Here is a 14,010-nt window from a genome sequence, read left to right on the forward strand (position 1 = left end):
ATTTAATGATAGACTCATTAACGCTTTCGCTGTTCAGTTTTCAAAGAGCATTTTCGCAACAACCTCTTCATCTTATCAGGTTGTCCAGGTCGTGTCAACAAGTTTTTTTAACGTGTTTTTCAGCGACCTCATTAATCTATCACATACCTTGAGGGAAAAGCAAGAACTATTTTCACATCATTTTTTGCGATCGATTAAGTAAAAAAGAAGAACAGATATTAATATAACACTTAATAATTTTAAGTGCAAGTAAAAAATAAAACCACCTGAGTTTTTCTCAGATGGTTCTATTCTGCAAGACTAGTCGCGGTTACGCATATGAGGGAACAGCAGTACGTCGCGAATAGATGGAGAGTTGGTCAATAGCATTACCAGACGGTCAATTCCGATTCCTAATCCTCCGGTTGGCGGCATACCATACTCCAGCGCTTCAATGAAATCATCGTCCATATCATGCGCTTCGTCGTTACCAGCTTCTTTTTCCAAGAGCTGTGCTTCAAAGCGTTCACGCTGGTCAATTGGATCATTGAGCTCTGTGAATGCATTAGCATGCTCACGAGCTACGATAAACAACTCAAAACGATCCGTGAATCGCGGATCCTGGTCATTTTTCTTCGCCAATGGCGAAATCGCCACAGGATGACCGTAAACAAAGGTAGGCTGAATCAACGTATGCTCCAGCTTTTGCTCAAAGAATTCATTCACTACATGTCCGAACGTATGGTGAGGCTCAACGGATACGCCATGCTCTTTTGCCATAGCACGCGCTTCATCGTCGCTCATTTCCTTCCAGAAATCGACGCCGAGATTTTCCTTAATCAAATCTACCATGTGTACACGACGCCATTTTGGTGTCAGGTCGATCTCATTGCCTTGATACTGAATTTTCATGGTGCCCAATACTTCCTGTGCGATATGAGCAACCATTTCTTCAGTCAGGCTCATGATATCCTGGTAGTCGGCATACGCTTCGTACAGCTCAATCATCGTGAACTCAGGGTTGTGACGAGTAGAGATCCCTTCGTTGCGGTATACGCGACCGATCTCATACACCTTTTCCAGGCCACCGACAATCAGGCGTTTCAAATGCAGCTCAATTGCGATACGCATATACAGCTGCATATCCAATGCATTGTGGTGCGTGATAAATGGACGAGCAGATGCACCACCGGCAATCGCATGGAGTGTAGGTGTTTCTACTTCCAGATAACCAAGGTTGTCCAAATAACGACGCATCGAAGTCAGAATACGGCTACGAGTAATGAACGTATCACGAACCTCTGGATTCACAATCAAGTCCACGTAACGCTTACGGTAGCGAGTCTCGATATCTTTGAGGCCATGATATTTCTCAGGCAGTGGACGCAGTGATTTGGTCAGGTAGGTCAGTTCCTTTGCTTTTACACTGAGCTCGCCGGTTTTTGTTTTGAAAACAACACCAGTTACACCGACCATGTCACCGATATCAGCCAAATCAAATACTTTGCCCAGCTCTTCGCCAACGGTATCCTGACGGACGTAGATTTGAATCTGACCGGAACGATCCAGCAGTTGAGCAAAGCTTGCCTTACCCATTCCACGTTTCGCCATCAAGCGGCCTGCAATCGTAACCACGTTCTCTTCCGCTTCCAGCTCTTCCTTGCTCTTCTCGCTAAAAGCTTTCGTTATATCTGCAGCGTGATGCGTTTGCTCAAATTTTTTACCGAACGGATCAAAGCCCCACTCACGCAATTGATTCATTTTGTCGTGACGCACTTGAAGAAGCTCGTGGAGCCCTTCCTGTTGCTGTTCTTCTTGCTGTAGGTCTTGCTCGTTTGCCATTTCACTCACTCCTCTAGAAAATACCTGCATTAACAATTTTGTACAGACTTTTATAATAGCGATACGGCGTACCTCGCAAAAGGTACGCCATAGATCGACTGCTTACAGGTTAATATCAAGAATCTCGTACTGGATGACTCCTGCCGGTACGTTAACGTCAACAATCGCGCCTTTTGCTTTGCCGAGGAGCGCTTGACCTACCGGGGACTCGTTGGAAATCTTGTTGTTCATCGGATCCGATTCTGCAGAACCGACAATCGTGTAATCCATAACATCGCCGAACTCGAGATCTTTCAGCTTCACGCGGGAACCAACGCTTACAACACCTGTATCTACATCTTCATTTGTGATGATACGGGCATTGCGCAGCATTTTTTCCAAGGTTAGAATGCGGCCTTCAATGAACGCTTGCTCATTCTTTGCTTCTTCGTATTCAGAGTTCTCACTGATATCTCCAAAGCTAATCGCTTCTTTAATACGAGCAGCTACTTCCTTGCGTTTAACCGTTTTCAAATCTTCAAGTTCTTGTTCCAGCTTCGTTAAACCTTCTGGTGTAAGGATGACTTCTTTTTCAGACATGGTTCAATTCCCCCGTTTTAAAAAATGATTCCATTTATACTGGGTAAAGTACAAAGGATTATATGTAGATGTTCTATACAATATACAGCAGAATGCAATCGTCTGTGAGGTTCAAAGGTAAAGCTGCCAGTGTGGACTGGCAGCTCGGCTCCCAATATTACGGAGTATTATAGGATATGAAGGAACCCTTGTCAATGTCTGGAATGAACCACCAATTTTAGTAGCTGACAGCCTCATCGCGCGCTGTTTCCAGCGGCTCTTCACTGTCATCTGCGTAGTTTTCGTTCCAGTCGACATAGTTCATGAGGACACGACGAAGCTCCTCTTCTGTCTCAACCGCATTCACCAGATTTTTCGTGTGCGTCGAGCCCTTCAAACCTTTCAAGTAATACGCCGCGTGCTTGCGCATCTCAAGGACTCCCACTCTCGGACCCTTCAGCGCGATTAAACGCTCTGCATGCAATAAACAAATATTCATCTTTTCACGTGCGGTTGGCTCCGGACCAAGCTCGCCCGTCGTCAGGTATTGAATGGTGCGATACAGCATCCACGGATTTCCGAGCGCAGCACGTCCAATCATAACACCATCGCAGCCCGTTGTATCCAGCATGCGTCTCGCATCCTCAGGAGTAGCCACATCCCCGTTTCCGATCACCGGAATCGAAACGGTTTCCTTCACGCGACGGATCCATTCCCAGTCAGCTTGCCCCTTGTACATTTGTACGCGGGTACGTCCATGAACAGCAACCGCTTTGCCGCCTGCACGTTCTACTGCCTTTGCGTTATCCAGCACGTACAGATGATCTTCATCCCAGCCTAATCTCATTTTCACGGTAACCGGCTTGTCGACCGCATCGACCACAGCAGATACGACTTCGTAGATTTTATCTGGATCGAGCAACAGACGCGCACCTGCATCACAGCTCGTAATTTTCGGCACAGGACAGCCCATGTTGATATCAATGATATCCGCATTCGTATGCTGGTCTACATATTTCGCCGCACTCACCAAAGTTTCCTTGTCTCCACCAAAAATCTGCAAACTTAGTGGTTTTTCGCGCTCGTCGACAAACAGCATATCTATCGTTTTTTTGTTTCCGTGCACGATGCCCTTGTCGCTTACCATCTCGGCGCAAACCAATCCAGTACCGAACTCCTTGGCAATCAGACGAAAAGCAGGATTACAGACACCTGCCATTGGAGCGAGAACTACGTTGTTTTTTAATTCGATATTGCCGATTTTCATCTATTTTCGCCTCCTTATTCCCGCTTAGTCGGGGTCTTGGAGAGGACAATCCTATCCAAACTTCATTACATCACTTATTTATAGCACATAATTCATCGTAGTCTACCTGTAAAGTGCTGGCGATCTTCCGTAATACAGGCTCTGTTGGCGTACGAGTTCCTCTCTCTAGTGACCCAACAAACGACAGTGACACTCCCATCTTTTCCGAAAGGGACTGTTGCGTATACCCTTTTAGCTTTCGGAAGGACCGGATTCTATTTCCCAATTGATTACTCCCCACTCACGTACCCCCTTGTGATCCTCTACCAATAAGGAAAGATAATGATCAATGGTCTGGTTATGCTCAGGTAAAACGCCGCCTTCCCAAACGTCTTGAAGCGGCACGAGTACAAAAGCACGCTCGTTCAGCCCTGGATGAGGAATCATGAGATTGTCTTGCGAAACACGAGATGTCCCGTACAACAGTAGGTCAATATCAATCGTGCGCGGTCCCCATCGAACCGTTCGTACACGACCCAGCTCTCGCTCTACTGACAAAGCCGTCTCTAGCAGCTGATCCGGGCTCTGTTCTGTTTCCACAGCGATCGCCATATTCAGAAATGCGTCTTGTTCAACGTTACCAAATGGATCGGTCTCATAAACAGAAGAGACACGAAGCACGCGAATTCCTAGTTGCTCGTTCAATCTCTGTATCGCCCGGCGCAAATTCTGTGCCCGATCCCCAAGATTGGAGCCTAGCGCCAAATACGCACAAACTGTCATGAAGCAAAATCCTCTCTTCTACGGATCATCTCAATCGCAACCGACTCATAATGCCCATTGATCGGCGGATTCGGCTTGGTCACTTTTGCTTTGACTTCATGCAAAGGGAATTGCGTAAGTAGACGTTCTGCTATCACAGCAGTCAGTTTTTCTATCAGCTGAAATCGTTCACCCTCGACAATTTTTTGCACACAAGTAAAGATATCGGCGTAATTGACTGTATCGTGAAGATCGTCACTTGCTCCAGCTTTGGATAAATCGAGCGATAGCTCCAGATCGACATAAAACCGTTGGCCCAGTTCAGCCTCTGCTCCAAACACACCGTGATATCCGTAAAAAGACATGCCATTGAAGTAGATTTTATCCAAGGTTAAATGCCCCCTTTTAGCATCGCGTCCATCATCTTCGTAACGCGCTTCATTTCTTTGACATCATGCACCCGTACCATATGGCAGCCTTTTGCCGCCCCGAGGGCAACTGTCGCTGCAGTACCTTCGACACGTTCATCTACGGGCAAATCGAGAACATGACCGATCATCCGCTTGCGTGAAGTGGCAAGCAGAACGGGATAGCCTAGCCCTACCAGATCATCCAGCCTGCGCATCGTCTCGAGATTTTGCTCGACAGTCCTTACAAACCCGATCCCCGGATCAAGGATGATTCTCTCCTGTTTTACCCCTGCCTGCAAGGCGATCTGTACGGACTCACGCAGGTCTTTGATATAGTTTGGGAAAAAGTCGTGATAGTCCGTGTCTTCGCGATTGTGCATCAGGATAATGGGCACGTCGAGACGAGCAGCTACCTCTGCCATCCGCGGGTCCCGCTTCGCTCCCCATACATCATTGATGATATGTGCCCCTTCCAAAATGGCCCGATCTGCAACCGCCGCTTTGTATGTGTCAATGGACAGCGGAATAGACAATTCGTGCGAAAGTATCCGGATGACTGGCAACACTCTATCCAGCTCCGTCGCCTCATCGACTGCTTCCGACCCCGGACGTGTCGATTCTCCCCCGATATCAATCAGGTCAGCTCCAGCCTCAACCATCGCACGCGCTTGTGCCAGTGCTGCCTCTACATCGACATAGCGACCGCCATCCGAGAATGAATCAGGTGTCACATTCAAAATGCCCATGACTAGCGTACGCTCTCCCAGTGGCAGGACATACTGGCCACAGTTCAGTTCGCGGCGCGCACGAAGCTTGGCAGGCATAGCTAAAACATCCCGTACCTCTGCCGCCAACGCTCGTAGCTCTTCTGTTTGCGTTTTCATATGATCCAACGCCAAATTCATCTTCTTGTGTGAAGCCAACAGCAGCACGTATTTTTTGTCGGCAGTACCTGGTTGGTCTGAAACAATGGCTTGGGCATCGAAAGAGCGCATAATCTCCCTCACACTCTCCGCTACAGCCACACTCATGTTTTCCGTATGAATCTTCAGGCTCGTCCCCACTTCCGCCATGCGTTCGGCTTCCGAAATAGGAACACCCCTTTTGACAAGCTCCGATACCATCTCAGCGAAGGTCGCAGCATGGATTCGAAATGAATTGTATTTCATGATCAAACTCCCTAATTCCGTCTTCGCACATTGAATAGTAGCATACCATAATTTACTCGCTAGCCGCTACAGACTGACGGTAGGCACGGTGCAGTTCGCACGAATATGTACCATATGTCGAAGGGACGCAATGCCCGTCAATTTCGGTAATCGGAACGATCTCTTGCACGGAATTTGTCGTAAAGACTTCATCGGCGTTGAGCAGATCTTCCAAGCGATATCGACCTTCTTCGACAGGCATCGATAATTGCTGTGCCAAAGTCAAAACATGTCGCCGCGTCACCCCATCAAGAATGCCCGTATCAATAGAAGGGGTAAACAACTGGCCGTTTTTGACCCAAAACACATTACTCACAATTCCTTCCGCCACGAAGCCATCATGCGTCAAAAATAGACCTTCCACATCGGGACGGGCACCGAGTTCTTGACGTGCAAGGGCATTGTTTAAGTAATTGTGCGATTTAAAGCGCTGTTGGCTTTCCGCTGTCTGTCTAACCAACGCCAATGTCTGCAAACGTTTTGGCGGAGGAGGTACTGCTAGAGGTGCTACGGGTTTGGCAAATACGAATAAGGAAGGTTGCTCGTACCCCCCTGCTACCAAGCCCACTCCTTCTGCGCCAGCCGTAATACTCAAGCGGACGTAAGCATCACGCAACTCATTGGCATCTATCGTCATCAAAATCGCTTCAGCCAGCTCTTCCTTTGTCCAAGCAGGTTGAATCTGCAACGCAAAAAGCCCGGAACAAAGCCGGGCGTAATGAGCATCCCATAAAAATAGCTTGCGGTCGTATACACGTAACGTTTCAAACAAACCAATACCGTACAAAAACCCGTGGTCCAATACCGATACGGTAGCCTCCTGAGCCGGACAAATCGTCCCGTTAACATAAACGTGCATCTGCGCTCTCTCCCGATAATATAGTCGAGAGCATCATATCACATCTTTTTCTCCTCTTCATCCGGCGGCAAATCTTTCATCGACAGCTTAAACTCTTTCAAGGTCTGTCCGACTGCACGACCAATCTCCGGCAGCTTCTTCGGTCCAAAAAGCAACAAGGTAATGATCAACAGCAAAATCAATCCGGGAATACCGATGCTCGACAGCATTGCTGGCAACACTCCTTTTCCTGTCAAATACCCAGTCTCTTCAAAGGATGTGCATAAAGCGTCCGATCTACTCCCAGCCGCAAGCGAAAAAGGCTACCACAGAAGCATGGTAGCCAATTTTTCACGAAAGCTTACTCTCGCTTACTTTTTCCCACCCAAGATTTCAAAGATTACATCCGCATTTTTTGTGTTGTCGATCAATCCAGACACTTTCTCTTTTCCAGGGCCATACGCATAGACGTTTACATCCTCGCCTGTGTGTCCACCGGTTGTCCAACCTGTAAAGGAACGAATATCGATAATCGCTTCGATGGCATTATCAATCTTCACTTGCTCTTTCGTTTCAGCAGCTTTCTTCACAGATGCGATTTCTTGCGGGGTCAGTTCCAGGTCAATGTACTTCTTAAGAGTTTCTTCTACATTTGCACCTTTTGCGATTTCAGTCGAAATGAAATCAGGCGTACGTTTCACTGCTTTAATCGGATCTACCAAGAAGTTGTATTCATCTTTAGCTCCAACAGACAATCCACCTGTGGAGTGGTCAGCAGTGGCGATAACCAGCGTATGGCCATCTTTCTTCGCGAAATCAATCGCGGCTTTGAAAGCTCGCTCGAAATCTTCCATCTCGCTCATTGCACCAACGATATCGTTGTCATGTCCTGCCCAGTCAATTTGGCTTCCTTCTACCATCAGGAAGAAGCCATCTTTGTCCTTGCTCAGACGATCGATCGCAGCATTTGTCATTTCTTCCAGGGAAGGTGTTTCATCGGAACGGTCGATCATTTTATCCATTCCGCCATCTGCAAACAATCCGAGAATTTTGCCGTTTTTGTCGTCCAATAGTTCGCTCTTCGAAGTAACGTAGCTGAAGCCATCTTTCTTAAACTCTTTCGTCAGGTCGCGATCTTTACGAACGAAGTTTTTCAAGCCACCGCCAAGCATCACATCAATAGAATGCTCGCCGTTAATTTTCAAATCATAGTAGTCATTTGCAATGGCATCCATATTCTTACGGCTTTCGTCATGGGCACCATAAGAAGCAGGTGTAGCATGAGTAATTTCGGAAGTAGCTACCAGACCAGTAGATTTACCTACTTTTTTTGCACGCTCGAGTACGGTTTCTACTTCTGATTTGTCGTTGTCTACCGCAATCGCATTATTGTATGTCTTTTTACCAGAAGACATCGCCGTAGCAGCAGAAGCGGAGTCTGTAATGTTTTGCTTGTGGTCTTCTGCGTAAGTCATTTGTGCACCGACCAAATATTTATCGAATTCTGTCGGCTCCATCAGTGGTGTCGAAGGGTCGTCCTTCATGTAACGATGTGCAGTTGTATAAGCAGTACCCATACCGTCACCGATCAAGAAGATTACATTTTTCACTTTTGCGTTGTTATTATTTTCTGCTGCTTTTACAAGACCTGTAGTAGGACCGAAAAACGCTGTAAAAGCCAGCGAGGAGATTACTGCCACTGGAACGAGTTTTTTGGGGAATGTACGGAACATCATGTACCTCCTAAGAAATGAATTATTGTTTAATTTCAGCTTGATTGTAATCTTCCAATATTGAGAAATGACGTGGGCAATGTAAAGAAGTTTATGGAAACAGTAAAGATAGATTTACAATTGTCGATGAAAGCAAAAAACCGCCCTCGAAAAAAGGCGGTTTTCCTGTCGTATCTATGCGTTAACCTGTCGTATGGCGCGCGTATGCGGTAAGGAAGTTCTTCAGCAATTGCTTGCCGTGCTCGGTAATAATCGATTCAGGGTGGAACTGGACGCCTTCGATTGGGAACTCCCGATGGCGCACAGCCATAATTTCACCTTCGGCTGTCCGGGCGGTTACTTCCAGCTCACTCGGAATGGACGCTTCCTCAATAATCAAGGAATGGTAGCGTGCCGCCGTAAAAGGAGAAGGAATGTCCTGAAAGATGGTTTTGCCATCATGGAAAACTTCCGACGTTTTTCCGTGCATCAAGCGCTCGGCCCGAATGACTTTTCCGCCAAACACTTGCCCAATGGACTGATGACCCAAACAAACACCCAAAATCGGAATTTTTCCGGCAAAATGGCGGATCACATCCATGCTGATCCCCGCCTCATTTGGCGTGCACGGTCCTGGAGACACCATCAAATAATCCGGTGCCAATCGTTCGATTTCTTCTAGTGTAATTTTGTCATTGCGATACACTTGCAGCTCTTCCCCAAGCTCTCCCACATACTGCACCAAATTGTAGGTAAAGGAATCGTAGTTATCAATCATCAAAATCATCGTACACTCGTCTCCTCTCAACTCATCGTTCTCTGCTCGCTCAACTCAAGCGCTTTCCACAACGCTTCTGCCTTTTTCAATGACTCGGCATACTCGGCCTCTGGAACCGAGTCAATCACGATACCCGCTCCAGCCTGCACATGTGCTACGCCATCCTTGATCACCATAGTGCGGATGGCAATGTTGACCTCGATATCACCATTGAAGCCAAACCAGCCGATTGATCCCGTATAGACGCCTCGCTTGACTGGCTCCAGCTCCTCGATGATTTCCATCGTGCGAACTTTTGGCGCTCCGGTGATCGTCCCTCCCGGAAAAGTCGCCTCGATCGAATCAAGCGCATCCTTGCCTGCTGCCAGCTCTCCTTTGACGTGAGAGACGATATGCATGACGTGGGAGTATTTCTCCACAACCATGAATTCGCTGACCTCCACACTGCCAAAGCGACAGACACGGCCCATGTCATTGCGTTCCAGATCAACCAGCATGACATGCTCTGCGCGTTCCTTTTCATTATCAATCAGCTCACGTGCCAATGTATCGTCTTGCTCGTCCGTTAATCCACGCGGACGTGTTCCGGCGATCGGACGCGTATGCACTTCCTTGCCTTTTACCTTTACAAGTAGCTCTGGCGAGGCACTAACCAATTGAAATTCAGGGAAGCTCAGATAACCCATATAAGGAGACGGATTCAGCTTGCGAAGCACATCGTACACTTCTGGGGCTGTCACCTGCACCGGCTTGCTTTGCCGTACCGACAAATTGACCTGAAAAACATCCCCTTGGGCGATGTACTCCTGCACCCGACGAACGGCATCCTCGAATTGGTCTTTGGCAAAGGATACGGACGCTGGCACTAGCTTGGCAAGCGGTCTTTTTCGCAAAGCTTCCCAATCTGTCTCATCGTGATCCATTGCCAATGAAGCAATCAAGTCCATGCGTTTTTCCAGGTAGAGTGCTGCCTGTCGATAGCTTTCTTCGGTCAAATTGTCCGCGCTCAAATGCGTCAGGCAAATGATCTCTCGGGTCTCATGATCAAAGACAAGAAGGTCTTGCATTATCATAACATACAGGTCTGGCAACTGTAAGTCGTCAGTCGCTATCTGTGGCAAGCTAGGCTCAAAAAAGCGGTTCATCTCATAGCTGATATAGCCTACTGCGCCTCCAGCAAAATCTGGCATACTTGGAAGTGCAGGCGTACGGTAACGAGATAGCAGCTCTCGTAAAGCATTCAATGGGTTGTGAGTCTCTATGCTCTCGATTTTCCCTTCTGGGTACGAAACGATCGTTTCTCCTCGCTGACTGCGCAGCGTAGCAATAGGCTCATATGCCAAAAAGGTATACCGCCCAGCTCGTCCACTTTCCAACAGGACAGCATTTTGCAGAGAAGGCTGTAGTTTTGTGAGCACCTGCCACGGATCAATCGTCGATGACCACGGTTTACGCAGGGCGAGGGGAACTAACGAATAAGATAAGGCATACGTCTGGCAATCAGCAAAGGTAGGGAACATTCTTCCTCTTCACGCTCCGGTTTTCACTATTTATCCGTTCATTATATAGTTGCCTGACACTAAAAGAAAAGACCACGTCGCCAACGTAGGGCTCCGTGGTCTTGCGGTATCTTTTTACAATTAATCTTCGAACTGATACAGAGGCGTGGACAAATAACGCTCCCCATTCGAAGGAATGACAACGATCACTTTTTTGCCTTTGCCGAGCTTCGCTGCTACTTGCAGAGCCGCATGGATCGCTGCTCCAGACGAAATCCCGCCGAGAATACCTTCCTGACGCGCAACACGACGCGCAGTTTCAAAAGCGTCCTCGTTTTCTACCTTAATGATTTCGTCGTAAATTTGTGTATCGAGAGTATCTGGAACAAAGCCAGCCCCGATACCTTGGATCTTATGTGGACCTGGTTTGCCGCCAGACAAAACTGGCGAAGCCGCAGGCTCAACAGCCACGATTTGTACATTCGGATAGTGTTCACGAAGAACCTGCCCTACACCCGTAATCGTTCCGCCTGTACCGATACCGGAAATAAAAGCATCTACGCCGCCGATTTCCTTCGCTTGGTCCAACAGCTCACGGGCTGTCGTCTCACGGTGAATGGCCGGGTTTGCCAAGTTTTTAAATTGTTGGGGAATGAAATAAGAGCTATCTTCTTTCGCCAGCTCTTCTGCTTTGCGAATCGCTCCGCCCATCCCTTCGCTGCCTGGTGTGAGAACCAGCTCCGCACCATACGCACGCAACAGGTTGCGTCGCTCAATACTCATCGTCTCTGGCATGACCAGAATAGCACGATATCCTTTTGCAGCAGCAACCATCGCGAGTCCAATACCGGTATTTCCGCTCGTAGGTTCAATGATGGTATCACCCGGTTTCAGACTTCCATCTGCCTCTGCTGCCTCAATCATCGACAACGCAATTCGGTCTTTTACACTGCTGCCCGGGTTGAAGAACTCCAGCTTCAAGTAAATGTCTGCAATATCTTCGGTGACAACACGATTCAGCTTTACAAGCGGAGTATATCCAATCAAATCGGTAATGGAATTAGCCACGCGCATATGTTCTGCCCCTCCTATTTATAATAACCGAGTAAAACGCTAGGATTTATTGACATAATTATATCAACGGTAGCCTTTTTGGTCAATGAGGCATTTGCCCAGAAATCTGGACCCCTACCGATTTTCGCAATCGCTCCAGCACGACATCCAGTGACTCGACCTGGGCAAATGCGATCTCTCGGCGCAGCTCATCTTTTACCTCTTCAAATGTCCGTTGACTGGCTTCCCTGCGCTCTGTCAATTGGTAAATGACGTATTGATCTTCTATTTTGATCGCTTCGCTGTATTTGTCTTTCTCCAGCTTTTCTACGATGGGCTTCGCCTCGTCGGGCAATCGATTATCCTTGATGGAAACCCAGCCTAGATCGCCGCCGTTCACAGCTGTATCCGCATCAATCGAACGCTCTTTGGCAATCGTCTGAAAGTCGGCTCCGTTTTTTAAATCAGCCAAAACTTGTTCCGCTTCTTTTTGTGAAGCCACGACGATTTGTCCTAAACGCATCTGCATCGGTCGGGTATAACGGTCAGATCGGCTATTGTAGACGTTTAGCACTTCTTCATCCTTGATGGTCATGTCCTTCGTTGCCAGGGTTTGCAGCAGGATTTGGTAAGAAATCTCCTGCTTGAGGGCTTCCACGGTCGTTCCCGCTTGTTTTAACAGCGCAGCCTCAAACTCGCTGTCTGTCCGACTGCCGTAACTGTCGCGAATCTGGGAAAGCTCTTGCTCCAGTTGCTTCGAATCAACCGTGATGCCGGATCGCTTCGCCTCTTGAAAAACGACTTCCCGATTAATCATGTCGTTTAGCACTTGCTTACCGAACTTTTGTTTCAGCGCCGTTACATACTCATCGTTGCTAATCGTCTTATCCCCTACGATGGCGGCAGGCTGCAGCTTGCCTGATGCCTGGTACCATGCCCAGGTAACGGCAAGCAGCAACAATACAAGCGCCCCAATGAATGCCCACAACCCTTTTACGTTGGTCATGCCAACACTCCCCTACTTGACGCCGCGCTTACATGTCTTTCAGGATGTCTTCCAACGCGGATCTGTCATAATGGTAACGTTCATTACAGAAATGACAGTGTACTTCTGCTTCGCCCTGTTCCTCAATCAGACCTTCCATTTCTTCGCGTCCCATGCTGATCAGTGCCTGAACAACCTTATCCGCTGTACATTTGCAGCTAAATTGAATCTCCGTGCGGCTCAGGATTTTTGGCTCATCCAATACGCGGGCCAAAATCTCTTCAGGAGTCAAGCCTTCGCCAATCATGCGAGAAACCTGCGGAAGCTGCCCCAAACGTTCTTCAATAGCTGCTACAACCTCTTCTGGCGTATTCGGCAACAACTGAAGAATGAATCCACCCGCAGCCAAAACAGAACGGTCCTCAGGATTAACCAGTACACCCACACCTACTGCTGAAGGCGTTTGCTCGGACATCACAAAATAATAAGTGAAGTCTTCCCCAATCTCACCAGAGACGATCGGCGCACTGCCTTGATACGGCTCCTTGAGACCGAGATCTTTCGTTACGTACACAAACCCGTCTGTTCCCACTGCACGCGCTACATCGAGCTTGCCTTTATCGTTTAGCTCAAAGTGGACATGCGGGTTGGATACATACGCGATTCCTTCACCATGTGCGTTTGCTTCCGCCATGATCTGCCCGATTGGTCCGCCCCCTTTTACTTTGACATGGAGGCTCTCGTTTCCTTTTAACATAGCCCCCATCATCAAGGTAATGGTCAGCGTACGTCCCGCTGCTGCTGTCGCTGTATTCCACATGTCGTGACGACGACGCATCTCTTCGACAGATTCTGTCGTGCGTGCGGCAAATGCACGAACATGCCCATTAAATCCAGTTGCTCTTATCATATAATCGCCCATGTAGCGATCCTCCTTTTCAAACTACCTCTTCAATAGCGCAAAAATCATGAAGCTATCTTACCAGTTTACCACAAGGAGAAAAAGACTACGCTTCTCCCACTGTGAGTCTGACACTTTGTGAATTCGACCATTTCTGACAGAAAAAACCCCTCTGCACGAAGAGGTGGACTGACCCTAATTAATGAGACGTTGAAAAAGCACCTAGGCTACCTGTTTCC

The 14,010-nt window shown here is 47.9% G+C and carries 15 protein-coding genes; all 15 read right to left on the reverse strand.

Annotated features, from left to right (window positions below):
* Positions 1 to 300: 300 nt before the first annotated feature.
* Complete coding sequence (gene lysS / locus ACQ5DJ_RS29330) at positions 301 to 1,821, reverse strand: lysine--tRNA ligase (RefSeq protein WP_429845524.1); 1,521 nt, start codon at positions 1,819 to 1,821, stop codon at positions 301 to 303.
* Between the two features lie 102 nt (positions 1,822 to 1,923).
* A complete protein-coding gene (gene greA, locus ACQ5DJ_RS29335) occupies positions 1,924 to 2,400 on the reverse strand; it encodes a transcription elongation factor GreA (protein WP_007725265.1) in 477 nt (158 codons plus the stop codon).
* Between the two features lie 217 nt (positions 2,401 to 2,617).
* The gene (gene dusB / locus ACQ5DJ_RS29340; RefSeq protein ID WP_144618239.1) at positions 2,618 to 3,646 is read right to left on the reverse strand and encodes a tRNA dihydrouridine synthase DusB; all 1,029 of its coding nucleotides are present in this window, start codon (positions 3,644 to 3,646) and stop codon (positions 2,618 to 2,620) included.
* A gap of 70 nt (positions 3,647 to 3,716) precedes the next feature.
* Positions 3,717 to 3,926 (reverse strand): helix-turn-helix domain-containing protein, encoded by a 210-nt coding sequence (locus ACQ5DJ_RS29345; RefSeq protein WP_047074774.1) that lies wholly within the window; start codon positions 3,924 to 3,926, stop codon positions 3,717 to 3,719.
* Complete coding sequence (gene folK, locus ACQ5DJ_RS29350) at positions 3,878 to 4,408, reverse strand: 2-amino-4-hydroxy-6-hydroxymethyldihydropteridine diphosphokinase (protein WP_429845525.1); 531 nt, start codon at positions 4,406 to 4,408, stop codon at positions 3,878 to 3,880. Before folK ends, ACQ5DJ_RS29345 begins: the two co-directional genes overlap by 49 nt.
* Positions 4,405 to 4,776 carry a dihydroneopterin aldolase gene (folB, locus tag ACQ5DJ_RS29355; protein WP_429845526.1) on the reverse strand — a complete coding sequence of 124 codons (372 nt, stop codon included), beginning with the start codon at positions 4,774 to 4,776 and terminating at the stop codon, positions 4,405 to 4,407. The genes folK and folB overlap by 4 nt, the downstream gene beginning before the upstream one ends.
* Positions 4,777 to 4,778: 2 nt before the next feature.
* Positions 4,779 to 5,966 carry a dihydropteroate synthase gene (folP, locus tag ACQ5DJ_RS29360; protein ID WP_429845527.1) on the reverse strand — a complete coding sequence of 396 codons (1,188 nt, stop codon included), beginning with the start codon at positions 5,964 to 5,966 and terminating at the stop codon, positions 4,779 to 4,781.
* A 52-nt stretch (positions 5,967 to 6,018) separates the two neighbouring features.
* Positions 6,019 to 6,864 carry an aminodeoxychorismate lyase gene (gene pabC / locus ACQ5DJ_RS29365; protein ID WP_429845528.1) on the reverse strand — a complete coding sequence of 282 codons (846 nt, stop codon included), beginning with the start codon at positions 6,862 to 6,864 and terminating at the stop codon, positions 6,019 to 6,021.
* Between the two features lie 38 nt (positions 6,865 to 6,902).
* Entirely contained in the window at positions 6,903 to 7,073 is a 171-nt protein-coding gene (gene tatA, locus ACQ5DJ_RS29370) for a twin-arginine translocase TatA/TatE family subunit (protein ID WP_429845529.1), read from the reverse strand.
* Between the two features lie 141 nt (positions 7,074 to 7,214).
* Positions 7,215 to 8,576: an alkaline phosphatase gene (locus ACQ5DJ_RS29375; protein WP_429845534.1), complete on the reverse strand. Its 1,362-nt coding sequence runs from the start codon at positions 8,574 to 8,576 to the stop codon at positions 7,215 to 7,217.
* 181 nt (positions 8,577 to 8,757) lie between these two features.
* Positions 8,758 to 9,342 (reverse strand): aminodeoxychorismate/anthranilate synthase component II, encoded by a 585-nt coding sequence (gene pabA / locus ACQ5DJ_RS29380; protein WP_429845530.1) that lies wholly within the window; start codon positions 9,340 to 9,342, stop codon positions 8,758 to 8,760.
* Between the two features lie 17 nt (positions 9,343 to 9,359).
* Entirely contained in the window at positions 9,360 to 10,853 is a 1,494-nt protein-coding gene (locus ACQ5DJ_RS29385) for an anthranilate synthase component I family protein (RefSeq protein ID WP_429845531.1), read from the reverse strand.
* Between the two features lie 120 nt (positions 10,854 to 10,973).
* Complete coding sequence (cysK, locus tag ACQ5DJ_RS29390; RefSeq protein WP_429845532.1) at positions 10,974 to 11,906, reverse strand: cysteine synthase A; 933 nt, start codon at positions 11,904 to 11,906, stop codon at positions 10,974 to 10,976.
* Positions 11,907 to 11,988: 82 nt separating this feature from the next.
* Positions 11,989 to 12,891, reverse strand: coding sequence for a peptidyl-prolyl cis-trans isomerase (locus ACQ5DJ_RS29395; protein WP_429845533.1), 903 nt, complete (start codon positions 12,889 to 12,891; stop codon positions 11,989 to 11,991).
* A gap of 28 nt (positions 12,892 to 12,919) precedes the next feature.
* Positions 12,920 to 13,792: an Hsp33 family molecular chaperone HslO gene (gene hslO / locus ACQ5DJ_RS29400; RefSeq protein ID WP_088910251.1), complete on the reverse strand. Its 873-nt coding sequence runs from the start codon at positions 13,790 to 13,792 to the stop codon at positions 12,920 to 12,922.
* Positions 13,793 to 14,010 lie beyond the last annotated feature (218 nt).

This window comes from Brevibacillus sp. FIR094 (genome assembly GCF_050477165.1).
GTDB lineage: Bacteria > Bacillota > Bacilli > Brevibacillales > Brevibacillaceae > Brevibacillus.

Excerpts from the sequence above, each read along its gene's own strand:
- ACQ5DJ_RS29385 (WP_429845531.1), bottom strand. The coding sequence starts at position 10,853 with ATGTTCCCTACCTTTGCTGATTGCCAGACGTATGCCTTATCTTATTCG.
- lysS (WP_429845524.1), bottom strand. The coding sequence starts at position 1,821 with ATGGCAAACGAGCAAGACCTACAGCAAGAAGAACAGCAACAGGAAGGG.
- folK (WP_429845525.1), bottom strand. The coding sequence starts at position 4,408 with ATGACAGTTTGTGCGTATTTGGCGCTAGGCTCCAATCTTGGGGATCGG.
- ACQ5DJ_RS29375 (WP_429845534.1), bottom strand. The coding sequence starts at position 8,576 with ATGTTCCGTACATTCCCCAAAAAACTCGTTCCAGTGGCAGTAATCTCC.
- dusB (WP_144618239.1), bottom strand. The coding sequence starts at position 3,646 with ATGAAAATCGGCAATATCGAATTAAAAAACAACGTAGTTCTCGCTCCA.
- tatA (WP_429845529.1), bottom strand. The coding sequence starts at position 7,073 with ATGCTGTCGAGCATCGGTATTCCCGGATTGATTTTGCTGTTGATCATT.
- ACQ5DJ_RS29395 (WP_429845533.1), bottom strand. The coding sequence starts at position 12,891 with ATGACCAACGTAAAAGGGTTGTGGGCATTCATTGGGGCGCTTGTATTG.
- hslO (WP_088910251.1), bottom strand. The coding sequence starts at position 13,792 with ATGGGCGATTATATGATAAGAGCAACTGGATTTAATGGGCATGTTCGT.
- pabA (WP_429845530.1), bottom strand. The coding sequence starts at position 9,342 with ATGATTTTGATGATTGATAACTACGATTCCTTTACCTACAATTTGGTG.
- pabC (WP_429845528.1), bottom strand. The coding sequence starts at position 6,864 with ATGCACGTTTATGTTAACGGGACGATTTGTCCGGCTCAGGAGGCTACC.
- greA (WP_007725265.1), bottom strand. The coding sequence starts at position 2,400 with ATGTCTGAAAAAGAAGTCATCCTTACACCAGAAGGTTTAACGAAGCTG.
- cysK (WP_429845532.1), bottom strand. The coding sequence starts at position 11,906 with ATGCGCGTGGCTAATTCCATTACCGATTTGATTGGATATACTCCGCTT.
- folP (WP_429845527.1), bottom strand. The coding sequence starts at position 5,966 with ATGAAATACAATTCATTTCGAATCCATGCTGCGACCTTCGCTGAGATG.